The 26715-nt window shown below is 64.5% G+C and carries 24 protein-coding genes and 1 tRNA gene; 21 read left to right on the plus strand and 4 right to left on the minus strand.

All coding sequences use genetic code 11. The features are described 5' to 3' along the window. Positions 1-4: 4 nt before the first annotated feature. The 7 genes from pmbA to erpA all read left to right on the plus strand — a co-directional run bounded on the left by pmbA (position 5) and on the right by erpA (position 6138). Positions 5-1372 (plus strand): metalloprotease PmbA, encoded by a 1368-nt coding sequence (gene pmbA, locus ACKTT0_RS11915; protein ID WP_407850108.1) that lies wholly within the window; start codon positions 5-7, stop codon positions 1370-1372. 109 nt (positions 1373-1481) lie between these two features. Next, complete coding sequence (locus tag ACKTT0_RS11920; RefSeq protein ID WP_407850109.1) at positions 1482-2579, plus strand: TRAP transporter substrate-binding protein; 1098 nt, start codon at positions 1482-1484, stop codon at positions 2577-2579. A gap of 327 nt (positions 2580-2906) precedes the next feature. Next, entirely contained in the window at positions 2907-3335 is a 429-nt protein-coding gene (rplM, locus tag ACKTT0_RS11925) for a 50S ribosomal protein L13 (RefSeq protein WP_028354901.1), read from the plus strand. Positions 3336-3344: 9 nt separating this feature from the next. Next, on the plus strand, positions 3345-3737 hold the full coding sequence (gene rpsI / locus ACKTT0_RS11930; RefSeq protein WP_028354900.1) for a 30S ribosomal protein S9: 393 nt from the start codon (positions 3345-3347) through the stop codon (positions 3735-3737). A gap of 94 nt (positions 3738-3831) precedes the next feature. Further along, positions 3832-4890, plus strand: coding sequence for an N-acetyl-gamma-glutamyl-phosphate reductase (gene argC, locus ACKTT0_RS11935; protein ID WP_407850110.1), 1059 nt, complete (start codon positions 3832-3834; stop codon positions 4888-4890). 43 nt (positions 4891-4933) lie between these two features. Continuing rightward, positions 4934-5683, plus strand: coding sequence for a DUF6776 family protein (locus ACKTT0_RS11940; protein WP_407850111.1), 750 nt, complete (start codon positions 4934-4936; stop codon positions 5681-5683). Positions 5684-5769: 86 nt separating this feature from the next. Continuing rightward, entirely contained in the window at positions 5770-6138 is a 369-nt protein-coding gene (gene erpA, locus ACKTT0_RS11945; protein ID WP_407850112.1) for an iron-sulfur cluster insertion protein ErpA, read from the plus strand. A gap of 113 nt (positions 6139-6251) precedes the next feature. Here the strand turns inward: erpA and ACKTT0_RS11950 are convergent, their stop codons facing one another. Both ACKTT0_RS11950 and ACKTT0_RS11955 read right to left on the minus strand, forming a co-directional pair. After that, a complete protein-coding gene (locus ACKTT0_RS11950) occupies positions 6252-7388 on the minus strand; it encodes an anhydro-N-acetylmuramic acid kinase (protein WP_407850113.1) in 1137 nt (378 codons plus the stop codon). 28 nt (positions 7389-7416) lie between these two features. Then, the gene (locus tag ACKTT0_RS11955) at positions 7417-8832 is read right to left on the minus strand and encodes a M23 family metallopeptidase (RefSeq protein WP_407850114.1); all 1416 of its coding nucleotides are present in this window, start codon (positions 8830-8832) and stop codon (positions 7417-7419) included. 270 nt (positions 8833-9102) lie between these two features. On the opposite strand from ACKTT0_RS11955, the gene tyrS reads away from it, so the two are divergent. Both tyrS and ACKTT0_RS11965 read left to right on the plus strand, forming a co-directional pair. After that, complete coding sequence (gene tyrS / locus ACKTT0_RS11960) at positions 9103-10332, plus strand: tyrosine--tRNA ligase (RefSeq protein ID WP_407850115.1); 1230 nt, start codon at positions 9103-9105, stop codon at positions 10330-10332. 30 nt (positions 10333-10362) lie between these two features. Further along, a complete protein-coding gene (locus ACKTT0_RS11965) occupies positions 10363-11016 on the plus strand; it encodes a YbhB/YbcL family Raf kinase inhibitor-like protein (RefSeq protein ID WP_407850116.1) in 654 nt (217 codons plus the stop codon). 56 nt (positions 11017-11072) lie between these two features. On the opposite strand, the gene ACKTT0_RS11970 is transcribed toward ACKTT0_RS11965, so the two are convergent. Further along, positions 11073-11705: a LysE family translocator gene (locus tag ACKTT0_RS11970; protein ID WP_407850117.1), complete on the minus strand. Its 633-nt coding sequence runs from the start codon at positions 11703-11705 to the stop codon at positions 11073-11075. Between the two features lie 191 nt (positions 11706-11896). Between ACKTT0_RS11970 and glyA the strand changes: the two genes are divergently transcribed. From glyA to ACKTT0_RS12010, 8 genes are all read left to right on the plus strand, one after another. Then, positions 11897-13144 (plus strand): serine hydroxymethyltransferase, encoded by a 1248-nt coding sequence (gene glyA, locus ACKTT0_RS11975; RefSeq protein ID WP_407850118.1) that lies wholly within the window; start codon positions 11897-11899, stop codon positions 13142-13144. 109 nt (positions 13145-13253) lie between these two features. Beyond that, positions 13254-13733, plus strand: coding sequence for a transcriptional regulator NrdR (gene nrdR, locus ACKTT0_RS11980; RefSeq protein WP_028354890.1), 480 nt, complete (start codon positions 13254-13256; stop codon positions 13731-13733). A 55-nt stretch (positions 13734-13788) separates the two neighbouring features. Next, positions 13789-14922, plus strand: a complete 1134-nt coding sequence (gene ribD, locus ACKTT0_RS11985; protein WP_407850119.1) for a bifunctional diaminohydroxyphosphoribosylaminopyrimidine deaminase/5-amino-6-(5-phosphoribosylamino)uracil reductase RibD — start codon at positions 13789-13791, stop codon at positions 14920-14922. Positions 14923-14969: 47 nt separating this feature from the next. Next, positions 14970-15599 (plus strand): riboflavin synthase, encoded by a 630-nt coding sequence (locus tag ACKTT0_RS11990; protein WP_407850120.1) that lies wholly within the window; start codon positions 14970-14972, stop codon positions 15597-15599. Between the two features lie 322 nt (positions 15600-15921). After that, positions 15922-17868: a PrkA family serine protein kinase gene (locus tag ACKTT0_RS11995; RefSeq protein WP_472977667.1), complete on the plus strand. Its 1947-nt coding sequence runs from the start codon at positions 15922-15924 to the stop codon at positions 17866-17868. Between the two features lie 12 nt (positions 17869-17880). After that, positions 17881-19140: a YeaH/YhbH family protein gene (locus ACKTT0_RS12000; RefSeq protein ID WP_028354886.1), complete on the plus strand. Its 1260-nt coding sequence runs from the start codon at positions 17881-17883 to the stop codon at positions 19138-19140. Next, the gene (locus ACKTT0_RS12005) at positions 19137-20702 is read left to right on the plus strand and encodes a SpoVR family protein (protein ID WP_407850122.1); all 1566 of its coding nucleotides are present in this window, start codon (positions 19137-19139) and stop codon (positions 20700-20702) included. Before ACKTT0_RS12000 ends, ACKTT0_RS12005 begins: the two co-directional genes overlap by 4 nt. Before the next feature lie 286 nt (positions 20703-20988). Then, positions 20989-21079: transfer RNA gene (locus tag ACKTT0_RS12010), tRNA-Ser, on the plus strand. A 240-nt stretch (positions 21080-21319) separates the two neighbouring features. On the opposite strand, the gene ACKTT0_RS12015 is transcribed toward ACKTT0_RS12010, so the two are convergent. After that, positions 21320-21955 (minus strand): hypothetical protein, encoded by a 636-nt coding sequence (locus tag ACKTT0_RS12015; protein WP_407850123.1) that lies wholly within the window; start codon positions 21953-21955, stop codon positions 21320-21322. 336 nt (positions 21956-22291) lie between these two features. On the opposite strand from ACKTT0_RS12015, the gene ACKTT0_RS12020 reads away from it, so the two are divergent. The 4 genes from ACKTT0_RS12020 to ACKTT0_RS12035 all read left to right on the plus strand — a co-directional run bounded on the left by ACKTT0_RS12020 (position 22292) and on the right by ACKTT0_RS12035 (position 26625). Beyond that, positions 22292-22984 (plus strand): winged helix-turn-helix domain-containing protein, encoded by a 693-nt coding sequence (locus ACKTT0_RS12020; protein WP_407850124.1) that lies wholly within the window; start codon positions 22292-22294, stop codon positions 22982-22984. Positions 22985-22997: 13 nt separating this feature from the next. Continuing rightward, a complete protein-coding gene (locus ACKTT0_RS12025; protein ID WP_407850125.1) occupies positions 22998-24374 on the plus strand; it encodes a sensor histidine kinase in 1377 nt (458 codons plus the stop codon). A gap of 283 nt (positions 24375-24657) precedes the next feature. Beyond that, a complete protein-coding gene (locus ACKTT0_RS12030) occupies positions 24658-25107 on the plus strand; it encodes a tripartite tricarboxylate transporter TctB family protein (protein WP_407850126.1) in 450 nt (149 codons plus the stop codon). Positions 25108-25119: 12 nt separating this feature from the next. After that, positions 25120-26625 (plus strand): tripartite tricarboxylate transporter permease, encoded by a 1506-nt coding sequence (locus ACKTT0_RS12035; RefSeq protein ID WP_407850127.1) that lies wholly within the window; start codon positions 25120-25122, stop codon positions 26623-26625. Positions 26626-26715: the final 90 nt, after the last annotated feature.

The following is a 26715-nucleotide window of genomic DNA, read 5'->3' on the forward strand; positions in this document are numbered from 1 at the left end:
AGCAATGGTCAACACTCCCACCTCCTCCTTGCCCCTGGCCGCCAACCAGGCCCGTTTCAGCGAACTGGTCGAGCAGGCGCTGGCCCATGCGCGCCGCATCGGCGCCAGCGACGCGGTCGCCGAAGTCTCGGAAAGCCTGGGCCTGTCGGTCACGGTGCGCAAGAACGACATCGAAACCGTCGAGCAGACCCGCGACCGTTCGCTCGACCTCACCGTCTATGCCGGCCAGAGCCGCGGTTCGGCCTCGACCTCCGACTTTTCCGAAGAAGCCCTGCGCCAGACCGTCGAGGCGGCCTGGCACATTGCCCGCCACACGGCTGCCGACCCGGCCGCCGGCCTGCCCGACGCCGACCAACTGGCGACCGACATCCCGGACCTGGCGCTGCACTACCCCTGGCCGATCGCCACCGAAGAGGCGGCCGAGCTGGCCTTGCGCGCCGAGCGCGCGGCCCGCGCGGTCGACCCGCGCATCACCAATACCGACGGCGCCACCGTGGGCACCTACGAAGGCCAGTTCGTCATGGGCAATACCCGCGGCTTCCTGGGCGGGTACCCCTATTCGCGCCACAGCCTGTCGGTCGCGCCCATCGCCGGCCGGGGCGACCACATGCAGCGCGACTACTGGTACACCTCCGAGCGCGACCCGGCCCGCCTGGCCAGCCCGGAAGCCATCGGCCGCTACGCCGCCGAACGCACCCTGTCGCGCCTGTCGGCGCGCCGCATCCGCACCGGCAAGTTCCCGGTCCTGTTCGAGGCGCCGCTGGCGCTGGGGCTGCTGGGCGCCTTCACCCAGGCCACCAGCGGCGGGGCGCTGTACCGCAAGGCCAGTTTCCTGGTCGACGCACTGGGCAAGCCGGTGTTCTCGGACCACATCGACATTTCCGAAGACCCGCACGTGCCGGGCGCCATGGGCAGTTCGCCGTTCGACGATGAAGGCGTGCGCACGCGGGCCCGCAGCGTGGTGGCGGGCGGCGTGCTGGAAGGCTACTTCCTGTCCAGCTACACGGCGCGCAAGCTGGGGCTGGCCACCACCGGCAATGCCGGCGGCTCGCACAACCTGACGCTGTCTTCGCGCCACACCCGGCCCGGCGACGACTTCGAAGCCATGCTGCGCAAGCTCGGCACCGGCTTCCTGGTCACGGAGCTCATCGGCCAGGGCGTCAACTACGTCACCGGCGACTACTCCCGCGGCGCCTTCGGCTATTGGGTCGAGAACGGCCGCATCCAGCATGCCGTCCAGGAAATCACCATCGCTGGCAACCTGGCCGACATGTTCCGCCAGATCGTCGCCGTGGGCACCGACACCATCGCGCGCGGCACCAAGCGCACCGGTTCCATCCTGATCGAGCAGATGGCCATAGCGGGCGCCTGAGGGCGCCGCCTTCGGATATCCCCGTGGTCCGCTCAGGTATGACAACGTGTAATATCCGCCAGTATCGCTTGCGATATCCCATACCGAGTTGCCACCGAGGAGCCAACAAATGCAACGTCGTTCCTTCCTGAAACAAGCCGGCCTGGGCGCCGTGGCGGGTAGCGCCGCCGTCGCCGCGCCGGTGTTCGCGCAAGATGCGCCCACCCTGAACTGGCGCATGGCGTCCAGCTTCCCGCGCAGCCTGGATACGCTGTTCGGCACGGGCGAGATCTTCTGCAAATTCGTCAACGAAGCCTCGGGCGGCAAGTTCACCATCCGCCACTTCCCCGGCGGCGAAATCGTCCCGGCGCTGCAGGTCATGGACTCGGTGTCCAACAATACTATCGAGTGCGGCCACACCGTCTCGTACTACTACTACGGCAAGAGCCCCGCATTCTGCTTCGATGCCGCCGTGCCGTTCGGCCTGAACGCCCGCCAGATGAACGCCTGGATGTTCGACGGCGACGGCATGAAGCTGACCCGCGAAATGTTCAAGCCGCACAAGATCGTCAACTTCCCCATGGGCAACACCGGCGTCCAGATGGGCGGCTGGTACCGCAAGGAAATCAAGTCGGTCGAGGACCTCAAGGGCCTGAAGATGCGCACTGCCGGCTTCGCCGGCGAAGTGCTGTCGCGCCTCGGCGTGGTGCCCCAGCAGCTGGCCGGCGGCGACGTCTACCCGTCGCTCGAAAAAGGCACGCTGGATGCCGTCGAGTTCGTCGGCCCGTACGACGACGAAAAGCTCGGCTTCAACAAGGTGGCCAAGTACTACTACTACCCGGGCTGGTGGGAAGGCGGCCCGCAGGTGTCGCTGTACCTGAACGAAGGCGCGTGGAACGGCCTGCCCAAGTCCTACCAGGCCATCGTCGAGGCCGCCAGCCGCGTGGCCCACGTGGCCATGACCTCGCGCTACGACGCCGTGAACCCGGGCGCGCTGCGCAAGCTCATCGCCGGCGGCGCCGAGCTGCGCCCCTTCCCGCGCTCGGTCATGGACGCCTCGTACGAGGCCGCCCAGACGGTCTACAAGGAATTCTCCGACAAAGACCCGAAATTCAAGGCCTTGTACGAGAACTACATGGGCTTCCGCGACAGCGTGGTGCCCTGGTTCCGCCTGGCCGAAGGCTCGTACGACCAATACCTCGGCGTGGCGATGTCGGCCAAGAAGTAGTAACCCGATGCCACGGACGCAGCCGGCCCCGCCGGCGCGTCCCGGGCATCCGGTGGGGCGGGCGCCATGCCCGCCCCGTTTGCATTCCGGGACTGTTGCTCGGTGTCGAGAGGTGTCTGACACCTTTGTTGGGTGCCGATTGCCCAATATTTGCGCAATCGTGCTAGAATAGTCAGCTTTCCCTTATTCCGGTTGGTAGCACGGGCGGGTAATAACGCTTAGGCCGGTCTTGGGTTGACCCCAGGTTTTCCATCAAGACACAACGGAATAGGAAAAAATTCTTGCCAGGCTCTTCTGGCAAGAAAATTCTTATATTAGGAACCAATCATGAAGACCTTTGTGGCCAAGCCGCATGAAGTCCAGCGTGACTGGTTTGTGATCGACGCCAAGGGCAAAGTCCTCGGTCGTGTGGCCAGCGAAGTCGCACGCCGCCTGCGTGGCAAGCACAAACCCGAATTCACGCCGCACGTTGATACCGGCGATTACATCGTCATCATCAACGCCTCCGAGATCGTCGTTACGGGCAACAAGGCGCAAGACAAGAAGTACTTCCGCCACACCACCTACCCGGGCGGCATCCGCGAAACGAACTTCGAGAAAATGCAGCAGCGTTTTCCCGGCCGCGCCATCCAGAAGGCCGTCAAGGGCATGCTGCCCAAGGGTCCGCTGGGCTACGCCATGATCAAGAAACTCAAGGTGTACGCCGGTGCCGAGCACCCGCACACCGCTCAGCAGCCCAAGCCGCTGGATATCTAAGGAAACGCCATGATCGGTAACTGGAACTACGGAACCGGCCGTCGCAAAACCTCGGTGGCTCGTGTTTTCATCAAGAAAGGTTCGGGCAAGATCATCGTCAACGGCAAGCCCGTCGACGAGTTCTTCGCGCGCGAAACCGGCCGCATGATCGTGCGCCAGCCGCTCGAGCTCACCGGCCACCTCGAATCGTTCGACATCAAGGTCAACGTGCACGGTGGCGGCGAAACCGGCCAGGCCGGCGCGGTGCGCCACGGCATCACGCGTGCCCTGATCGACTACGACGCGGCGCTCAAGCCCTCGCTGTCGCAAGCTGGCTTCGTCACCCGCGACGCCCGAGAAGTCGAACGCAAGAAAGTCGGCTTCCGCAAGGCACGTCGGCGCAAGCAGTTCAGCAAGCGCTAATGTCCCCGAAAAGGCCGCGAAAGCGGCCTTTTTGTTTCAGGGCGCGGCGCGCGAAGCGATACAATCTTTTTTCGTCCTACGGAAGCACCACACCATGGCCAACGCATCGAATTCCCGCATCAAGGTCGGCATCGTCGGCGGCACCGGCTATACCGGCGTCGAGCTGCTGCGCCTGCTGTCGCAGCACCCGAACGTGGAACTCACCGCCATCACGTCCCGCAAGGAAGACGGGTTGCCGGTGGCCGACATGTTCCCGAACCTGCGCGGCCGCGTGAAGCTGGCGTTCTCCGCGCCCGAAAAGGCCAACCTGGCCGATTGCGACGTGGTGTTCTTCGCCACCCCGCATGGCGTGGCCATGGCCCAGGCTCAGGAACTGCTCGCCGCCGGCACCCGCATCATCGACCTGGCCGCCGATTTCCGGCTGCAGGACACGGCCACGTTCGAGCGTTGGTACAAAATGCCGCACAGCTGCCCCGACATCCTGGCCGAATCGGTGTACGGCCTGGTCGAACTCAACCGCGAAGCCGTGGCCAAGGCCCGCGTCATCGGCAACCCTGGCTGCTATCCCACCACCGTCCTGCTGGGCCTGGCGCCGCTGCTCGAAAACGGCCTGGTAGATACCCAGACCCTCATCGCCGACTGCAAGTCGGGCGTTTCGGGGGCCGGCCGCAAGGCCGAGGTGGGCACGCTGTTCTCCGAGGCAAGCGACAACTTCAAGGCCTACGGCGTGGCGGGCCACCGGCACCATCCCGAGATCACCGAACAGCTCGAAAAGCTGGCCGGCGGCAAGGTCGGGCTGACCTTCGTGCCCCACCTGGTGCCCATGATCCGCGGCATGTTCTCGACACTCTATGCGCGCATCCGTCCCGAGGCCCTGGGCACGGATTTCCAGGCGCTGTACGAAAAGCGCTACGCCGACGAGGCCTTCGTGGACGTCATGCCGGCCGGCAGCCAGCCCGAAACACGCTCGGTACGCGGGTCCAACAACCTGCGCATCGCCGTGCAGCGCCCCGGCAACGGCGACCTGCTGATCGTGCTGGTCATCCAGGACAACCTGGTCAAGGGCGCTTCCGGCCAGGCGGTGCAGAACATGAACCTCATGTTCGGCCTGCCCGAATCGGCCGGCCTGGACCAGGTCGCCATCCTGCCGTAATGCCATGCCGGGTCGCCCGTACGCGGGCGGCCCGGCGGACACGATGCAAGCCGTCCCCGAACCGACCCCCGCGCGCCGATCCGGCACCCTGGTGCGATGGCTGGCCGCGCTCTGCGTGCTGGCCGTGGGGGCGGCGCTGGGCGCGGCGGCGGGCTACCGTTATGCCCGGCACGTGGCCGATACGCCGGGCAGCGTGATGCTGTCCGCCGACCAGGCTGCCGCCCAGGAGGCCGCGGTCCGGCAAAGCCAAGCGGAAAGCCGGTTCCTGCGCGCCCAATTGGATACGGCCGATGGCGAGATCGCCGTCGAGCGCGCCGCGCGCAAGGAGCTGGAAACCCAGTTGCGCACCACCCAGGACGAGCTCGGCCGGGTGCGCGACCGGCTGGCGTTCTTCGAGCAGCTCCTGCCGCCGGGTCCGGAAGGGGCGGTCGACATCCGTGGCGCCGAGATCCAGCGCGAAGGCCCGGGGCTGCGGTATCGTGTGCTGCTGATGCGCAGCGGCCGAGGCGACACTCCCTTCACGGGCATGCTGCGTTTCCAGGCGGCCGGCGTCTTGAAAGGCGAAACGGTCTCGGTGGACCTGGCGCCCATGCAGGTCAAGGCCGATACGCCGGCCGACCCGGGCGCGGTGCCGGCCGCGGATGCCAGCCCCCTGGCCCTGCAGTTCGACCAGTACCAGCGCAGCCAGGGCATGCTGCAATTGCCCGAGGGATTTGTCCCCGAAACAGTCACGGTCAGTGTGCTGGAAGGCAGCACGGTGCGGGCGTCGCGCACCATCAAACTGGAATTTTGAACGGCGCCGCGTCTGCGCTATAGTGAACCCATGCAGGCGGCTTCGCCGCCCGATCCCATATGGCCGACACGGCCAGGAGCTCCACCATGAATGCAGTTACCGAAACCGTCGATCTCCAGGCGCCTCCGTCGCCGCTGATCTTCACCGATTCCGCCGCGGCCAAGGTCAAGGACCTGCTGGCCGAAGAGGGCAACCCCGAGCTGAAACTGCGCGTGTTCGTGCAGGGCGGCGGCTGTTCCGGCTTCCAGTACGGCTTCACCTTCGACGAAGCCGTCAACGAAGACGACACCGTGCTGGACAAGAACGGCGTGCAATTGCTGGTCGATCCCATGAGCTTCCAGTACCTGGTCGGCGCCGAGATCGACTACAAGGAAGACCTCGAAGGCGCGCAATTCGTCATCCGCAATCCCAACGCCACCACTACCTGCGGCTGCGGCTCGTCGTTCTCGGTCTGAGGCGGCGCGGGCGCTGCGGCGCACGGATGCAACCCAAACCCCCGCCAAAGGCGGGGGTTTGTCATTGACGCAGGGGTACCGTGGCGGGCCTGGCCGCGGCGGGCATGTCGTGGTCAGGCCGGATACAACGCCCCCAGCACGCGCGGGCCGCGCGCGCCGGTGACTTCCGGCACGCCCGCGGGCGTGCGGTCCAGGCAGGCCTGCGCCAGCCAGGCGAAGGCCATGGCCTCCACCCATTGGGCCGGCACGCCGGCTGTGTCCGTGGGCTGCACGGGCCGCTGCAGGCAGTAGGCCAGTTCACGCATCAGTCCCGCGTTGCGGGCGCCGCCGCCGCACACCAGCACATCGCGCGTGGCCGGCGCGCAGGCCTCCAGTGCGTCTGCCACCGTGCGGGCGGTGAACCGCTGCAGCGTGGCCTGTACGTCCTCGGGCGCAGAGCGGCCGCCGTCATGGCTTTGCAGGCGCTGGTCCAGCCAGGCGGCATCGAACAGGTCGCGCCCGGTGGATTTGGGTGGCGGCAGGGCCAGCCACGGTTCGCTGGCGATCAGGTGTTCGAGCAGGTCCGGCAGCACCCGGCCGGACGCGGCCCAGCGGCCGTCGGCGTCGTAGGCTTGCCCGGTATGCCGGTGGCACCAGGTGTCCAGCAGCACGTTGGCGGGGCCGGTGTCGAAGCCGCGCGGCGGCTGCCCGGCCTGCAGCAGGGTGAGGTTGGCGATGCCGCCCAGGTTGAGCACGGCGCGCGGGTGCGCAGCCTGGAACATGGCGGCGTGGAAGGGCGGCACCAGCGGCGCGCCCTGGCCGCCGGCCGCCACGTCGCGGCTGCGGAAGTCGGCCACTACGTCTATGCCGGTAAGTTCGGCCAGCAGGGCCGGGGCATTGAGCTGCACGGTATAGCCCTGGTCGGGCCGGTGGCGCACCGTCTGGCCATGTGCCCCGATGGCCCTCACCGCCGAGGCGGGTTGGCCTGCCTGTTCCAGCAGGGTGTGTACCGCGCCCGCGTACAGGCGCGCCAGGCCTTGCGCGGCCACGGCTGCGCGATGCAGTTCGTCGGCGCCGCTGGCGTTCAGCGCCAGCAGTTCGGCGCGCAGATCCGGCGGCATGGGCAGCCCGGCGCTGGCCAGTACCTGCGGTGCCGCGCCAGGCGCCAGGCGCACCAGCACGCCATCGGCGCCGTCCAGGCTGGTGCCGGACATCAGGCCAATGAAAAGGCGGCCAGGCGTCGGGGAACGCGGGCCGCCGGATCGAGTCATGGGCGTGCTGGCCGAGCCGGGCGCGGGCCTAGCGGCTGGCCACGTTGGTGGTGGATTCGGGCAGCGTCTGCTGGAACTCGGTCAGCAGGGCGATCTGCTGCTTGTACGGCAGCACGGCCTCCTTGAACTTGCGGGCCTCGGCGGCGTCCAGCGGGCGGCTGACCGGCAGGTCGGCCGCCAGCGGATCGACCGGCCGGTCGTCGATGCGGAATTCGTAGTGCAGGTGCGGCCCGGTGGCCCAGCCGGTGGAACCCACGTAGCCGATGAGCTGGCCCTGCGAGACCTTGGCGCCGCGCTTGATGCCCGCGGCGATGCGGCTCTGGTGCGCGTAGACGGTGGAATACTTGCCGAAGTGCTTGATGATGACCACGTTGCCGTAGCCGCGCTGCTGGCCGGCGAATTCGACCGTACCGTCGGCGGTGGTGTGGATCGGCGTGCCGGTGGGGGCGGCGTAGTCCACGCCCTTGTGTCCCGTCCAGGTCTTGTGGATGGGATGCATGCGCATGCCGAACGTGGAGCTGATGCGCGAGAACTTCAGGGCGGTGCGCAGGAACGCGCCGCGCAGGCTGACGCCGTCGAAGTCGTAGTAGGCGCCCGACTTGCCGTCGGGGCTGAACCAGACGGCGTTGTAGGTCTTGCCGTTATTGACGAACTCCAGCGCCAGCACGCGGCCGGCGCCGGCGTAGCGGCCCTGGTGCGAGCGGACTTCGTAGACCACGCGGAACTGGTCGCCGCGCCGGATGTCGCGCAGGAAGTCGACCTTGGAATTGAGGATGTCGGCCATCTGCATGGTGACCGAATCCGGCACGCCGGCGGCGTCGGTCGCGCCGAACAGCGACGAGCGGATGGTGCCGACCGCGACGCGGGTCTGGCGGTCGGTGTTGTCGGTGATCTCGCGGGCAACGTAGGAGTCTTCGGACGGCGTCACCAGCAGCATCTTGGTGGTGATCTGGCCGTTTTCCTCGTCGCCGGGCGTATGGATGTAGCGCAGCCAGACCAGCTTGCCTTCGGCGTCGGTGGCGGCCTGCACCGAGCGTCCCGGATACAGCTTGTAGATGCTGCGGGCGCTGGGGGCCTGGGTCAGGAAGCGTTGCAGGCCAGGAGCGTCGATATCCAGGCGCTGCAGCACGGCCGCCAGCGTGTCGCCGCGTCGGATGCGGGTTTCGCTGATGTACGGGGCGGCGTCGTCGATACTGCTGATGCTGACCTGGGCGGCCTGCAGCGGCAGGACGCTTTCGATCTGCCGGGACGGCGGGAGTTCGGTGCGGTCCGGTTGCTGGACCATGCCGAGCGCGGCGGCGCCGGCGAACAGGCCGATGGCGGAAACCAGGAGCGTGCGGCGGAAAAGACCGGCGCGGCGGGACGTGGACTCGGGGCGGGGGGCGAACAGGGCGGCGGCCTTGGCGCGCAGGCTGCCTGCCAGACTGTTGGAGCCACGATTCATCGTGTAGGACCTTTCAGGGTGGCGTGAGTCCCCAGGATGCTTGCGCAGATACAGGCCGGCCTGGCATGCGCGCTGGCACGCGGGGGCCTGGGCCCTGCGACACATCTGTGAACAACGGGTGTTTAGCCGGGACAGCAACTGCGACGGCGACAGTTGCGTATGATTAGGGCAGTATCCTAGCTGATTCAGCTAGAATTTTCGACTTCTTTTTGACTTATTTTGGTACTTTTTTCACGTTTTTGCCGGTACCAGCCCTGTTTAGCACCCATCATGTCCCAACCCCAAGCTCCCATCACTTCCGAGGTCGAAGCCGACCTGCGCGTCGCCACCCGTGGCTGCGACGAACTGCTGGTCGAATCCGAGTTCGCCCAGAAGCTGGCCAACAGCCGCGCCAGCGGCGTGCCGCTGCGCATCAAGCTGGGGCTGGATCCCACCGCGCCCGACATCCACCTGGGCCATACGGTGGTGCTCAACAAAATGCGACAACTGCAAGACCTGGGGCACACGGTCATCTTCCTGATCGGCGATTTCACCTCCATGATCGGCGATCCGAGCGGGCGCAATTCCACCCGGCCGCCGCTCACCCGCGAGCAGATCGAGACCAACGCGCAGACCTACTACGCCCAGGCCAGCCTGGTGCTCGACCCGGCGCGCACCGAGATCCGCTACAACTCTGAATGGAACGACCAGCTCGGCGCGCGCGGGCTGATCCAGCTGGCGTCGCGCTACACGGTGGCGCGCATGATGGAGCGCGACGATTTCACCAAGCGCTTCAAGGGCGGCGTGCCGATCGCCGTGCACGAGTTCCTGTACCCGCTGATGCAGGGCTATGACTCGGTCGTGCTCAAGGCCGACCTGGAGCTGGGCGGCACCGACCAGAAGTTCAACCTGCTGGTGGGCCGCGAGCTGCAGAAGGAATACGGCCAGGCGCCGCAGTGCGTGCTGACCATGCCGCTGCTCGAGGGCACCGACGGCGTCGAGAAAATGTCCAAGTCCAAGGGCAATTACATCGGCATCTCGGAAACCCCCGAATCCATGTTCGGCAAGCTGATGTCCATCTCGGACACGCTGATGTGGCGCTACTACGAGCTGCTGTCGTTCCGCTCGCTCGACGATATCGCGGCGCTCCAGGCCGCCACCGAGGCAGGCGCCAACCCGCGCGATGCCAAGGTCGCGCTGGCGCAGGAAATCGTCACGCGCTTCCATTCGGCCCAGGCCGCCGAAGCCGCGCTGGCGGCCTTCCAGGCCCGCTTCCGCGACGGCGCCATGCCCGACGACATGCCCGAGATCAATGTGGCCGGTGCGCCGCTCGGTATCCTGAAGGTATTGCGCGAGGCCGGGCTGGTGGCTTCCGGCGCCGAGGCGCAGCGCAATGTCGAACAGGGCGGGGTGCGGGTCAACGGCGATCGCGTCGAAGACAAATCGTTGCAATTACAGGCCGGCACCTATGTCCTGCAAGTGGGCAAGCGCAAGTTCGCCCGTGTTAACTTGGCAGGGTAGGAAGCGCCTACGGCCTCGCAGGAGCACGACATGAAACTTTCGAGTCTATCTTTTTCCGATAACGAGTCGATTCCCGATCGCTACGCTTTCGGCAAGATCGACCCGCAGTCGCACGTCGCACTCGCGGACAACTTCAATCCCCAGTTCTCGTGGGACGACGTGCCCGAGGGCACCCGTTCGTTCGTCCTGATCTGCCACGACCCCGACGTGCCCTCCAAGCCCGACGACGTCAACCAGGAAGGGCGGACCGTGCCGGCCGACCTGCCGCGCGTCGACTTCTTCCACTGGGTGCTGATCGACCTTTCCGCCGACCTGCGCGAGATCGAAGAGGGCGCCTTTTCCAGCGGCATCACGCCGCGCGGCAAGGGCGGTCCGCTGGCGCCCAACGACGCGCGCCAGGGCATCAATGACTACACCTCGTGGTTCGCCGCCGACCGCGACATGAACGGCGACTACTTCGGCTACGACGGCCCGTGCCCGCCCTGGAACGACGAAATCCCCCACCGCTACGTGTTCACCCTGTACGCGGTCGACGTGCCCCAGCTCGACGTGCAGGGCAACTTCAACGGCAACGACGTGCTCAAGGCGCTGCAGGGCCACGTGCTGGCCCAGGCCAGCCTGACCGGCGTGTACACCTTGAACCCCGAGCTGGCGCCGCGGCAGATCGGCGACACGTCGGCCTGAGCCGCACCCGGCCAGGCGCCGCCGGCCGCCAGGCCGGGCGGGCGCCCCGGCCGGGATCAGCCGGCGGCCCGCCGCAATCGCAGCAGGGCGACGCCGAACGACACGAACGCCGCCCCGATGGCGCGGTTCAGCCACAGCACGACCGACGGGCGGCGCAGCAGCCCGCGCGCCTGCTGCGCCAGGCCGCCGTATAGCAGCAGGCTGGCGCACGAAATCGCCATGAATAGCCCGGTCAGGACGAAGAACTGCGGCAGCAGCGGGCGGGCGGTATCCAGGAACTGCGGGAAAAAGGCGCTGAAGAACAGAATCGGCTTGGGGTTCAGCCCGGCCACCAGCAGCGCCTCGCCATATAGCCGCGCCGTGCTGCGCGGCGCCGCGGCGTCCGGCTCCGGCGGCGCCAGCTGCACGCGGCCGGCCAGGTGGCGCAGGCCCAGGTAGATCAGGTAGCAGGCGCCGGCGACCTTCACGATGGCGAACGCCAGGGCGGAGGCCTGCAGCAGCACGCCCAGCCCCAGCATGGCGGCCGCCGACAGCAGGAACAGCCCGGTGATATTGCCCAGGGTGGACGGCAGCACGGCCCGCCAGCCGCCGTTCGCGCCGTTGCGCATGGCCAGCAGGACCGCGGGGCCGGGGCTCATGATGTTGAGCGCGGCGACCAGGACGAAAGCGAGCAGGGTCTGGGGGTCCATGAAAGTTCCTCAAGCTGGGTTGAGCGGATTTGCGGGTTGCGCGGCGTTGCGTGTTTTTCGGCGGCCCGCAAGCGGCATTTTGCGCGTTTTCGGCCCCGGCGGCGCATGGGCGGGGCCGGCCGGCGCGGTAAACTAGCGGCCATTCCCGCATTTCGGCTTTCCCCTTTTTACCGCTCCAGGAACCCCCCGCCATGTTCGACCGCAAACTGACCCTGTCCCAGGTAGACCCCGACGTCTGGGCCGCCATCCAGAAAGAAGAAGTCCGCCAGGAACAGCACATCGAGCTGATCGCGTCGGAAAACTACGCCAGCCCCGCCGTCATGCAGGCGCAGGGCACCCAGCTCACCAACAAGTACGCCGAAGGCTATCCGGGCAAGCGCTACTACGGCGGCTGCGAGTACGTCGACGTGGTCGAGCAGCTCGCCATCGACCGCCTCAAGCAGCTGTTCGGCGCCGAAGCCGCCAACGTGCAGCCCAACTCCGGCTCGCAGGCCAACCAGGGCGTGTACATGGCGGTGCTCAAGCCGGGCGACACCGTGCTGGGCATGAGCCTGGCCGAAGGCGGCCACCTGACGCACGGCGCCTCGGTCAACGCCTCGGGCAAGCTGTACAACTTCATTTCGTACGGCCTGGACGCCAACGAAGTGCTCGACTACGCCCAGGTCGAGAAGCTGGCCAAGGAGCACAAGCCCAAGCTGATCGTGGCCGGTGCCTCCGCCTATTCCCTACATATCGATTTCGAGCGGCTGGCCCGCATCGCCCACGACAACGGCGCGCTGCTGATGGTCGACATCGCCCACTATGCCGGCCTGGTGGCCGGCGGCGCGTACCCCAACCCGGTGCCGCACGCCGATTTCGTCACCTCGACCACCCACAAGTCGCTGCGCGGGCCGCGCGGCGGGGTGATCATGATGAAGGCCGAATACGAGAAGATCATCAATTCGGCCATCTTCCCGGGCATCCAGGGTGGCCCGCTGATGCACGTCATCGCCGCCAAGGCAGTGGCCTTCCAGGAAGCCCTGTCGCCCGAGTTCAAGCTGTACGCCCAGCAGGTGGCCAAGAACGCCAAGGTGCTGGCCGAGACCCTGGTCAAGCGCGGCCTGCGCATCGTGTCCGGCCGCACCGAAAGCCATGTGATGCTGGTGGACCTGCGTCCCAAGGGCATCACCGGCAAGGAAGCCGAGGCCGTGCTGGGCCAGGCCCACATCACGGTCAACAAGAACGCCATCCCCAACGACCCGGAAAAGCCCTTCGTGACCAGCGGCATCCGCCTGGGCACGCCGGCCATGACCACCCGCGGCTTCAAGGAAGCCGAGGCCGAACTGACCGCCAACCTGATCGCCGACGTGCTCGACAACCCCCGCGACGAGGCCAACATCGCCGCGGTGCGCGCCCGCGTCAACGAACTGACGGCCCGCCTGCCCGTTTACGGCGGCTGATCCGGCCCGGCCCCGGCGGCCAGGGCCGCCGTTTCGGCGTATTTTTCGCGCCGGCGCCGCCATGCGGCGCCGGCGTCATTACAATACGCCAAACTAATGGGGGGCGCACATGAGATGCCCATTCTGCGGCAACGCCGACACGCAAGTGGTAGACAGCCGGGTGTCCGAAGAAGGCGACACCATCCGCCGGCGCCGCCGCTGCCTGTCCTGTGACAAGCGCTTCACCACCTACGAGCGCATCGAACTGGCGATGCCCTCGGTAGTCAAGCGCAACGGCAGCCGCAGCGACTACGATACCGCCAAGCTGCGCGCCAGCCTGGCGCTGGCGCTGCGCAAGCGCCCCGTCAGCACCGACGAGGTCGACAGCGTGGTGGCGCGCATCGAGGAAACCCTGCTGGCCAGCGGCCAGCGCGAGGTCTCCACCGAGCGCATCGGCGAGCTGGTCATGGCGGAACTCAAGAAGCTCGACAAGGTCGCCTACGTGCGCTTCGCGTCGGTTTACAAGAATTTCGAGGATATCGGCGAATTCGTCGATGCCATCCGCGAAATGCAGGGCCCCAAGCTGCCGGGCAAGCTGCGCAAGGAATGAAACAGCCGCGGCGGCCGCGCAATCGGCCGCCGCGCGTACAATCGCGGTGACCACCATGTCCGACGCCGACGATATCTACTGGATGCGGCGCGCCCTGGCCCTGGCGCGCTCCGTCATGTACACCACCACGCCCAACCCGCGCGTCGGCTGCGTCATCGTGCGCGATGGCCGGGTAGTGGGCGAGGGCGCCACCCAGCCGCCCGGCGGCCCGCACGCCGAGGTGCGCGCCTTGCGCGACGCCTCGGCGCGCGGCGAATCGGTGCGCGGCGCCACCTTGTACGTCACCCTGGAGCCCTGCAGCCATTTCGGCCGCACGCCGCCCTGCGCCGACGCGGTGGTCGAGGCCGGCCCGGCCCGCGTAGTGGTCGCCATGGGCGACCCCAACCCGCAGGTCGGCGGCCGCGGCCTGGCGCGCCTGCGCGAGGCCGGCATTGCCGTCACCACCGGTGTCTGCCTGGAAGAAGCGCTCGAGGTCAACGCCGGTTTTGTGGCGCGCATGAGCCGTGGCACCCCCTGGGCGTGGGTGAAGATGGCTGCCTCGCTGGATGGCCGCAGCGCCTTGCATAACGGCGTGTCGCAATGGATCACCGGCGAAGCCGCGCGCGCCGACGGCCATGCCTGGCGCGCGCGCAGTTGCATCGTGCTGACCGGCATGGGCACCGTGTTGAAGGACGACCCGCGCCTCAATGTACGCGGCGTGCTGACCACCCGGCCGCCGCGCAAGGCGGTGGTGGACGGCCGCTTCGAGATCCCCGAGGACGCGCGCCTGTTCGACGGCACCGAAGTGCTGGTCTTCACGGCCCGGTCCGACGCCGCCAAGGCCGACCGCCTGGCCGGCCGCAATGCGCGCGTGGTGGCCCTGCCGGACGGCGATTCCGACCGGGTCGACCTGCCCGCCATGATGCGCTGGCTGGGCGAGCACGAATTCAATGAAGTCCATGTCGAGGCCGGCGCGGGGCTGGCCGGCGCGCTGGTGTCGGCCGGCTGCGTGGACGAATTGCTGCTGTACCTGGCGCCGGTGCTGCTGGGCGACGCCGCGGCGATGCTGCGCCTGCCGCTGCTCGAGCACCTGGAAGGCGCCCGGCGTTTCGAATTCACCGATACCCAGCGCATCGGCGCCGACCTGCGCCTGCGTGCGCGCGACCCGGCCCGCTGGCAGGCGCTGCGCGAGCCGGTCGCCTGCCGCTAGGGTATTGTCTACTGGCTGTTTATCGCATCGTTTTCAGGAGGTTTTCCATGTTCACCGGTCTGGTTGCTGCAGTGGGCCGCATCGTGCGCCTCGAACCGCTCGGCGGCGCCGAGCAGGACGGCGTGCGCCTGGATATCGACGCCGGCGACCTGGACCTCGGCGACGTCGGCATCGGCGATTCGATTGCCGTGCAGGGCGCCTGCATGACCGTCGTGGCGCTCGACGCCCCGCGGTTCCAGGTCGATGTCTCGCGCGAGAGCCTCAACCTGACCACCGGCCTGGATCGCCCCGGCGAAGTCAACCTGGAGAAGTCCCTGCGCGTGGGCGACCAGATCGGCGGCCACCTGGTGTCCGGCCACGTCGACGGCATGGGCGAGGTGCTGCGCTTTGCCGAAGCCGGCGAGTCGCGCGAGCTCGTCATCCGCGTGCCCCAGCACCTGGCGCGCTTCCTGGCGTACAAGGGCTCGATCACGGTCAACGGCATCAGCCTGACCGTCAATCGCGTTACCGATGTCGCTGACGGCTGCGACATCAGTATCAACATCATTCCGCACACCCAGGCGGTGACCACGCTGCGCAACGTGAAGCCGGGCGACCGCGTCAACCTGGAAGTGGACACCATTGCGCGCTATGTCGAGCGCATGCTGGCCGCTGCGCGCCTCGATGACATGAAATAGCCGGCGGCGGCGCATGCGCGCCGCTGGCTGCTAGCGCTCGGCAGGCACGGCTGCCAATTTCTGCTGCGGGTCCGCGGCTTGCTACCTCATGGGCAGGCATGGCGGCACGCTACGCCTTGAAACGTCCGCGCATGAATCTTTTCGCGCGTCATGGAACTTGTTTCACGGCATGGCGGCCTAATCGTAAATAGGCCCACCAACCCAATCTATGGTGTGTGGCGAAAGCAACATATCAAGATGATGTGCATGATCCCATTACCATAAAGTCTAGCGGCAATGGTCAATGAGGAACACAATGGGATGACGGACCTATTAACCGACCATGCGCTGTAGGAGGTTATCCGTGCAAAACATCGTCGAAGGTTTCAAGTCGCTGTACGCGAAAGACCAGGAAACCGAGCTCTCCCTCGAGGACTACCTGGCACTGGCCAAGAAAGACCCCATGGCTTATGCCAGCCCCGCCGAACGCATGCTGGCGGCGATCGGCGAGCCGGAACTCATCGATTCCCGCAACGATCCACGGCTGTCCCGGCTGTTTTCCAACCGGATCGTGCGGCGGTACCCTGCCTTCAAGGAATTCTTCGGGCTGGAAGAAGTCATCGACCAGATCGTGGCATTCTTCAAGCACGCCGCGCAGGGGCTGGAAGAGCGCAAGCAGATCCTGTACCTGCTGGGGCCGGTGGGCGGTGGCAAATCGTCGATCGCCGAGCGCCTCAAAGCGCTGATGGAAACCTACCCCATCTACGCGCTCAAGGGCTCGCCCGTGAACGAGTCGCCGCTGGGGCTGTTCCATCCCGATCGCTTCGGCGACACGCTCGAGAAAGAGTACGGCATCCCGCGGCGCTACCTGACCGGCATCATGTCGCCGTGGGCGGTCAAGCGCCTGAAAGAATTCGACGGAGATATTTCACAATTCCGCGTGGTACGGCTCAACCCCTCGGTGCTGCGCCAGGTCGCCATCGCCAAGACCGAGCCCGGCGACGAGAACAACCAGGATATTTCGTCCCTGGTCGGCAAGGTCGATATCCGCAAGCTCGACCGCCACTCGCAGGACGATCCGGACGCCTATAGCTACTCGGGCGGGCTGTGCCTGGCCAACCAGGGCCTGCTGGAATTCGTCGAGATGTTCAAGGCGCCCATCAAGATGCTGCACCCCCTGCTGACCGCCACGCAGGAAGGCAACTTCAAGGGCACCGAGGGCTTCTCGGCCATTCCGTTCAATGGCCTGATCCTGGCGCACTCGAACGAATCGGAATGGCAGACCTTCCGCAACAACAAGCACAACGAGGCGTTCCTCGACCGTATCTATATCGTCAAGGTGCCGTACTGCCTGCAGGTGACCGAAGAGGTCGAGATCTACAAGAAACTGCTGCGCAACAGTTCGCTGGCCACGGCGCCGTGCGCCCCGGGCACGCTCGACATGATGGCCCAGTTCTCGGTGCTGACGCGCCTGAAAGAACCCGAGAATTCCAGCATCTATTCCAAGCTGCGGGTCTACGACGGCGAATCGCTGAAAGACGTCGACCCCAAGGCCAAGGCGCTGCAGGAATACAAGGACTACGCCGGCACCGACGAGGGCATGACCGGGGTATCGACGCGCTTCGCGTACAAGATACTGTCCAGCGTGTTCAACCACGACCAGACCGAAGTGGCCGCCAACCCGGTGCACCTGATGTACGTGCTGGAGCAGCGCATCGGGCGGGAGGACTACCCCGAGGAAATCCGCCGGCGCTACCTGGATTTCATCAAGGGCTACCTGGCGCCGCGCTATGCCGAATTCATCGGCAAGGAGATCCAGACCGCCTACCTGGAATCGTATTCCGAGTACGGCCAGAACATCTTCGACCGCTACGTCACGTTTGCCGACTGCTGGATCCAGGACGAGGAGTTCCGCGACCCGGAAACCGGTGAAAGCTTCGACCGCGCCGCGCTGAACGACGAACTGGAGAAAATCGAGAAGCCGGCCGGCATCGCCAACCCGAAGGACTTCCGCAACGAGATCGTCAACTTCGTGCTGCGCGCCCGCGCCAACAACGCCGGCCGCAACCCGACCTGGACCAGCTACGAGAAGCTGCGCGAAGTGATCGAGAAGAAGATGTTCTCGAACACCGAGGACCTGCTGCCTGTCATCTCGTTCAACGCCAAGGCCTCGGCCGAGGACAAGAGCAAGCACCAGAGCTTCGTCGACCGCATGGTCGACAAGGGCTACACGGAGAAGCAGGTGCGCCTGCTGTGCGAGTGGTACTTGAGAGTGAGGAAGTCATCCTGAGCGAGGTGAATCATGAATTCACTCATCGATCGGCGTCTGAACGGCCGCAATAAAAGCGCGGTCAACCGCGAGCGCTTTCTCAGGCGATACAAGGACCAGATCCGCAAGGCCGTACAGGACCTGGTCCGCGAAAGGTCCATCGAAGACATGGACCAGGGCGGGGAAATCAACCTGCCCGCGCGCGACATCTCCGAGCCGCACTTCCGGCATGGCCCGGGGGGCGACCGCGAACTGGTGCACCCTGGCAACCGCGAGTTCGCCAAGGGCGATACCTTCCCGCGGCCCAACGGTTCGGAAGGCGGGGGCGGCTCCGAGCCGGGCGAGGGCGAATCGGTGGACCAGTTCACCTTCAGCCTGTCGCGCGCCGAATTCCTCAACCTGTTCTTCGAAGACCTGGAGCTGCCGCACCTGATACGCACGCAGCTGGGCGACGTCACCCAGAAGAAATGGCAGCGCGCCGGCTACACCACCACCGGCTCGCCCAGCCTGTTGAGCGTCAGCCGCACGCTCAAGGCGTCGCTGTCGCGCCGGGTGGCGCTCAGCGTGGCGGCGCGCGCCGAGCTGGAGGCGGCCCAGGCCAAGCTGGACGCCGCCATTGCCGCCGGCGCGCCGCAAGCCGAGATCGACGCGCTGCGCCAGGAAGTGGAGGACTGCGCCAACCGCCTGGAACGCCTGCCGTTCCTGGACGACCTGGACCTGCGCTACCGCAACCGCATTTCCGTGGCCATGCCGATGGCGCGCGCGGTGATGTTCTGCCTGATGGACGTGTCCGGTTCCATGGACGAAGGCAAGAAGGACCTGGCCAAGCGTTTCTTCACGCTGCTGTACCTGTTCCTGTCGCGCAAGTACGAGCACGTCGACGTGGTGTTCATCCGCCACACCGACAACGCCGAGGAAGTCGACGAGCAGACCTTCTTCTACGACCCCAAGAGCGGCGGCACCATCGTGCTGTCGGCCCTGGAACTGATGCACGAGATCGTGCAGGAACGCTACCCGCCCAGCGCCTGGAACGTATACGCGGCCCAGGCCAGCGACGGCGATTCCTTTGGCGCCGACGCGGGCAAGAGCGCGCGCTTCCTGGCCGAGAACCTGCTGCCGGCCACGCGCTATTTCGCGTACATCGAAATCCCCGACTCGCAGGAAGCCCGCAAGAGCAGCCTGTGGGCCGAATACGAGCAGGAAACGGCGCCGCATTTCGCCATGCGCCGGATCTGCGAACGCGGCGAGATCTATCCCGTGTTCCATGATCTGTTCAAAAAGGAAACAGCATGAATGCCATCGTGGGCTCTCGTGCCGAGCTGGAGGCCCTTGGGAAGGCCCGGCCCCTTTCCGAAGGTTCCGAGTGGACGTTCGAACTCATCCAGCGCTATGACGAAGCCATCGCCGAAGTGGCCGAGGAATTCGGCCTGGATACCTACCCGAACCAGATCGAGGTGATCACGTCCGAGCAGATGCTCGACGCTTATGCGTCGGCGGGGCTGCCCATCGGCTACCCGCACTGGTCGTACGGCAAGGAATTCATCCGCAACGAGCAGTTCTACCGGCGCGGCATGCAGGGCCTGGCCTACGAGATCGTGATCAACTCCAACCCCTGCATCTCGTACCTGATGGAAGAGAATTCCATGGCGATGCAGGCGCTGGTGATCGCGCACGCCTGCTACGGCCACAATTCCTTCTTCAAGGGCAATTACCTGTTCCGCCAATGGACCGACGCGGACAGCATCCTCGACTACCTGGTATTCGCCCGCAAGTACGTCATGGACTGCGAAAGCCGCTACGGCATCGACGCCGTGGAGGCCGTCCTGGATTCCTGCCATGCGCTCACGCCGCACGGGGTGGACCGCTACAAGCGGCCCGCGCCGGTTTCCTACAAGGAAGAGGCGCAGCGCCAGGCCCAACGCGAGGAACACGCCCGCCTGCAGTACAACGACCTGTGGCGCACCTTGCCGCAGGTCGAGTCCGACTCCGCCGAGGAGCGGCGCCGCACCGTCTTCCCGCCCGAGCCCGAAGAAAACCTGCTGTACTTCATCGAGAAGCACTCGCCCAAGCTCGAGCCGTGGCAAAAGGAACTGGTGCGCATCGTGCGCAAGATCGCCCAGTACTTCTACCCGCAGGGCCAGACCAAGGTCATGAACGAAGGCTGGGCCACCTTCTGGCACTACACCATCCTGAACCGCCTGCACCAGAAAGGCCTGGTCACCGACGGCTTCATGATGGAGTTCTTGCAGAGCCACACCAACGTCGTCAGCCAGCGCGGCTTCGACGAGCGCGGCTACGGCGGCATCAACCCCTATGCGCTGGGCTTCGCCATGATGTCGGACATCCGCCGCATCTGCGAATCGCCCACCCCGGAGGACCGGCAGTGGTTCCCGGACATCGCCGGCAGCGACTGGCTGAAGACCCTGGACTTCGCCATGCGGAACTTCAAGGACGAGTCCTTCATTTCCCAGTACCTGTCGCCGCGCCTGATCCGCGAATTCCGCTTCTTCGCCATCGCCGACCACCAGGCCAGCCCCGTGCTGGAAGTGGCCGCCATCCACGACGACGAGGGCTACCGGCAGATCCGCAAACTGCTGGCGGAGCAGCACAACCGCGACAACCAGGTGCCCGACATCCAGATCGTGCGCTATCGCCGCGAGTCCGACCGCTCCCTGGTGCTGCGCCACCTGCAGACCCGCGGCCGCCCGCTGGCCGGCGAGGACGCCGACCAGGTCATGAAGCACCTGGGCCGGCTGTGGGGCTTCAAGGTGCGCCTGGAAGAAACCGAAGCCGACGGCACCGTCAGCGCCTACCGGGAAGTGAACCCGACGAATACGTATCGCGAGGGGAATTGAAGCGCGGCGCGAACACAGGCTGGGCGCAGGGGCAGGTCAGGGGGCAGGTGTCAGACACCCCTTGAGAAGTTCGTTGCTTGCCAGCCGTATCTCATGGGGTGTCTGACACCTATATCAGCAAGATGCGACAGGCCCTGCTTCGCGTTCCGCCTGCCGTGCCATCATGCGTCCCCTTATTCATCCAAGGACGCCCGGCTGCCACTGTCCCGCCATTCTGCTAGAATCGCGGATTCGCGTTCGTGCGCATCCGGCTCGCCCGGTTCCCGCCGCGAACGCATCCCGATCAGGACAGGTGGCCGAGTGGTTGAAGGCGCACGCCTGGAAAGCGTGTATACGTGATAAGCGTATCGGGGGTTCGAATCCCCCTCTGTCCGCCAAGAAATCAAAAAGCCCTTGATAATCAAGGGCTTTTTTTGAGCGTTCCTTAGGGAATGAGGGCGCCTCGCAAGCCCGCACGAAAGCGTCCGCCGCGTGACTCATCTCGCGCAATGCGATGCGCACTCGCGACGCATGTTCATGCAAAGCCGGCAAGCCGGGTGGAAGATTGTCGATCCAGGCGCTGCAGGCCCAGGCCATGCGTCCAGGGCACGGTTCGTGCAATGCTGGATAGCATCGAATCAGACTCGATCGAACTCACACATTGTTGACTGGAAGGTGTCTGCCCGTCGCGCGCACCATTTCTCCCTGGATACCGATGCCCGGGCCGTGCGCTGTACAAGTGCCGTGACCATTTCGAGATACCGGGGGGAAGCCAGAGGCGAAACGATGACGCCAGCAAGCAAGGTTTCCAAATCGACAGGTATACGCAAGCTGCCGCGTTCGCGGTCTGGCGCTTCGCTGCACTTTGCAGGTCCGGCAATGACGGCCAGGCTCCGGTCTTGAAGTGTGGTCGCAGCTGATTTCGGTCGTGCCGACGAAAGACGGGTAGAGCAGATGACGCCGGGAGCTCGGTCGATGAAGATTCGCATTTCGTCTCTGGTCAGCAGAGAGTCGGCCAGCGCTCGGATGCTGGACACGATATGCACCGACGGTTCGAACAGCGGGCTCCATTCAATCGAAAGTTCGTCGTCAAACATCGTCCAGTGCTGATACCGGACACCGGACGAACCTCGCCTTTGCCTGCGGCGTAGCGGGACCACGCGGTCAAACGTTAATTGACCGAAGGTGATGAGATCCATTAAGTCGTAAAAATCCATGGATCTGCATATGAGCTGGTTTTGGTCGAGGCAAGGGCTGACGATGATTTCCCTCATTGTCCATTGTTCTCCGTGCAAGAAGCGAACCAATCAGCGCAGGCCCATCTTAGCGAAAGCCCGAAGTCTGGGTATTACGCTCGCCTTACGATCTGGCAACTTTATGGTCACTGCGCCGCGACTGCTCAACGCATGCATACGGCGCCGACGGCCTCCGACGGCTTTCTCCGCCATTGAAACGACGAGGAAATGTGGGCAAGATTACGGGCGGATTTTCCACAGGCACGGAAGACCCTATGCTCTGGTTCTTCCGCCGCCAACGAAACGGGATCGACGCTGTGGCCAGTGTTGATATATTGAACAGCTTTGGCTTGTCGGGTCCTGGGGGAGACAAACATGTTGCAGTGTCTGATCATAGAAGATGATCGGGAGAACGCCCGCTATCTTGCAAAAGGTCTGTCCGAGTTGGGCCATGCCGTTGTCGTCAGCCATGATGGTGTCGGCGGCCTCGCGAATGCGATGAAAGAGTTGTGGGATGTGATCATCCTGGACCGAATTCTCCCGAACAACGTCGATGGCCTTTCGATATTGTCGACCTTGCGCTCATTGGGAAAAAAAACTCCGGTCTTGGTGCTCAGCGCGCTGTCTCAGGTCGATGATCGAATCGCGGGATTAAGAGCAGGAGGAGACGATTACTTGGTCAAGCCCTTTTCATTCCTGGAGCTGGTTGCCCGTTTGGAGGCGCTCGTCAGGCGGACGAGTTCTGTCGCCGAGAGAGAGCTGCGCGTGTCGGACCTGACGTTCAGCATGGCTACGCAAAGGGTGGCGCGTGGTGATACGGCTATTGCATTGCAGCCGCGGGAATTGCGGCTGTTGGTATATCTAATGATGAACGCCCACAGAATAGTGACGCGGACTATGCTGTTGGATGCCGTATGGGGATACAGCTTTGATCCTCAGTCAAACGTCATTGATGTGTTGGTCAGCCGGCTCCGTCGAAAGGTTGACTCGGATGCCTCGGTTCCGTTGATTCATACCGTCCGAGGGCAGGGGTACATGTTGACCGACCGGGCGGCACCCGAAGGCTAGGCGGTAAAAGAAGATGGCGCTCTTCCGTGGCAATTTATGGAGTTCGATCTCTTTTCGCTTGACCCTGAACTATGGCTTGCTGGCGGTCCTGACCACCCTGATCCTGATTTTGTTCATATATCTTCAGGTGGTTGGCGCATTGCGCACTGAGTATGCCCGCCAGATCAACGCGACCGCTCAACGCCTTGCTATCACCTACGAAGAAGGGGGGCAGGGGGCGCTCATCAGGGCTATTGATTTGACACTATCCGACCGGATCGACGCGGACAGAGAAGTCTATCTATTGCTTGACGAGGCTGGCCGCAAGTTGGCTGGCAACCTTGATTTGCCGTCTGGAATCACCTCTGCAAGCAGGGAGCTTTTCGACGCGAAGATTTTGCGCGAAGAGACTCCTGCTACGGGGCATCTGAAAATACTCACCCTGCCGGGCAGCGAAACACTGATCGTCGGGCTGGATCTGAGCGAGATGCGCGCCATGTCGCTCCTGATCGGGCGCGCCATCATGACGGCGGTTTTTCTGGCGTTGCTCCTGGTAATGTTGGGAACCTATATTTTTCGAAAAGAGTTGGAATACCGGGTAGGCAATATACGCCGAACCACACAACAGGTCAGTGCCGGCCAGCTTTCAACCCGGGTCGTCCCTTCGTCGACGGATGACGAATTCAATCTGCTCGATCACGACATAAATTCCATGTTGGATAGGATTGAGCAGTTGATGAGAAGCGCCAGGCACATCTCGGATACCATCGCGCACAACCTTCGAACGCCTTTGACCAGAATTACAGGCCGATTGCGCCAAGCGCAGTCTCCCGATCGCACGCCGGGCGAACTGCGGGATGCGATTCAATACAGTATTGACGGAATCGAGAGCCTGAGCGCTCTGCTCGGGAAGTTATTGCAGATTGCCGAGGTTGAAGGCGGGGTCCGTCGCCAAGCGTTCAAGCCATGCAGGGTGGACGCCATCGCTGCCGATGTGGTCGATTTCTACGAACTGGTCGCTGACGAGAACGGTATTCTCCTGACGCAGGAGATTCATGACTCGTTCGCCACGCACGGAGATGCCAACCTGCTTGGGAGCGCGCTGGCGAACTTGGTTGATAACGCGGTCAAATTCGCGCGGACAAAAGTCAACGTCAAAATCAAGAAAGCGTCAGAGGGTCGCGGTTGCGTGATCGTGCAAGATGACGGGCCGGGTTTGCCGTCGACCGAATATGAGAATCTGGGAAAGCACTTCTACCGATTGGACCCTGCATCCGACGGTTATGGATTGGGCTTGACCAGCGTTCTCGGCATTGTGAAGCTCCACGGAGGCGAGTTGGCATTTTCTGACGCCAACCCTGGGCTCAGGGTAGCAGTGTATTTTCCGATTCTTCCAGCGCAGCCGCATTAGCGACGCCGTTTTGCGGCCAAGTGCTTCATGAGGCTCGAGCCTCAAGCCCCCCCCCGATTTCCAGTTAACAGACACGGCATTGGCTGCGGCGGCTTCCTGCGTTCCGGCATCACGTCGCCGGTGAACGCTCAAACAACCATAACCATGCAAAAAGCGGAAACCTGACCATATGGTCAGGAAAAGGTAACTTGACGCAGGAGAGCGGGCGCAAGGAACATCTGCGGTCTCAGCTTCGCGCATTCGACCGGAACTGTGTTCGAAAATATTCCAAGGAGATAACTGCATGCGTAGAGTCGACTACCGGGATTTGATCGGTGGCGGATTGACCACGCTTGCCGGGGCTGCAGCGATGTACCACTCATTGACTGCGTTTACCGTCGGTACGGCTGACCGGATGGGTCCAGGCTTCTTCCCCGCCCTCGTAGGCGGCCTTTTGATGCTGTGCGGGCTCATGATAGGGATCCCCGCGCTGTGGCGTGCCGGACCCATGCCCAAGGTCGAGTCAAGGCCGTTGTTCTGGGTCAGTATTTCGGTGCTCGCATTCGCCTTGCTGGTCCTGCCATTCGGCCTGGTGCCCGCGATCATCGCGCAGAGCGTCCTCGCCGGTCTCGCGGATTGCAAGCTGTCTTGGCGGGGGGCGTTAATCCTGGCCGGGGCGCTTTCCATCGGCGCAACTCTGGTCTTCAAAATCGGGCTGGGGGTAATCCTGCCAGCCTTCGCATGGCCGTGGTAGGGGAAGCCAAAGATGGAACTGTTTGACAACATCGTGTTGGGTCTGACGACCGCGCTCGACTGGAATAATCTTCTCTGGTGCTTCATCGGGGTTTCGCTGGGTACGCTGATCGGGGTGATCCCGGGCGTCGGGACACTAGCGACAATGTCCCTACTGTTTCCGATCACCTACGTCCTGGAGCCCACCGCCGCGCTGATCATGCTGGCCGGTATCTGGTACGGCAGCACGTACGGCGGGTCGACGGCCTCGATCCTGCTGAATCTTCCGGGAACGCCAGCCAATGCCGTGACGTGTCTGGACGGGTTTCCCATGGCCAAGCAGGGGAGGGCGGGTGTTGCGCTGTTGATGACGACCGTGGCCTCGTTCTACGGGGCCACGGTTGGCATCGTGATGATGATGCTGTTCGCGCCACTCGTTGCGGAGGTCGCGTTCAAGTTCGGCCCCGCCGAGTACTTCGCGATCATGGTGCTGGGTCTGGTGGCGGCCTCTGTCGTGTCGTCCGGTTCCGCGATCAAGGCCATCACGATGGTCGTTGGCGGTGTGATGCTGGGCATGGTCGGTACCGATGTCAATTCGGGCGTTGCGCGCTTCGACTTCGGATTTCCCGAACTCCAGGATGGCGTGCAGATTGTCGCGCTTGCCATGGGTTTGTTTGGCGTAACCGAGATTATCGCCAGCATCAACCATGTGAAGGCGGCCGACCGCAAGATCGACGTATCGATGAAAGCCATGCTGCCCACCCGTGACGAGGTCAAGCGTTCGTGGGGGCCAATGGCCCGCGGGTCGGGCCTGGGATCATTCTTCGGCGTGTTGCCCGGCGTGGGCCCGACCGTGGCCGCCTTCATGGCCTATGCACTTGAGAAGCGGGCTTCCAAGACGCCTGAACGCTTCGGTCGTGGTGCGATCGAGGGCATCATGGCGCCGGAGTCAGCCAACAACGCATCAGACCAGGCTTCCTTCATCCCGACAATGACACTCGGCATTCCCGGCAGTGTGACGATGGCACTGATCATTGGCGCGTTGATGATCCACGGCATCCAGCCCGGCCCGCAAATGCTGACCGAACACTCCGATATGTTCTGGGGTTTGGTGATGAGCTTCTGGATTGGCAACATCGTCCTGGTGATCCTGAACGTGCCGATGATCGGTTTGTGGGTCCGGGTATTGACGATCCCGTATCACATTCTTTACCCGGCGATCGTGATGTTTATCTGCATCGGCACCTATGCGGTCAATAACAATGTCTTCGATGTCTACTTGGTTCTGGCGTTCGGCATCGCCGGCTACGTAATGCGGGTGCTCGGTTTCGAGCCTGCTCCGTTGCTGCTCGGCTACGTGCTGGGCCCGATGCTGGAGGAAAACTTCCGGCGCGCCATGCTGCTTTCACGCGGCAGCTTCCAGACCTTCATCGAACGCCCCATCAGCATGTGGGTGCTGCTCTTGACGGCTGTCTTGCTGGTGTGGGGAATTCGCAGCAGCTTGCGCCAGCGCACGACCATGCCTGTGGTCCAGACCTGACCAGCATCGATAGGTTGCGGGAAAGCTGCCCCGATGTGCTGGCGCGGATGCGCGCGTGACGCGCACCGCGCCTTTTTGGTGTCCGGGTCG

Source organism: Bordetella saccharivorans (assembly GCF_045862855.1).
GTDB lineage: Bacteria > Pseudomonadota > Gammaproteobacteria > Burkholderiales > Burkholderiaceae_B > Bordetella_A > Bordetella_A petrii_F.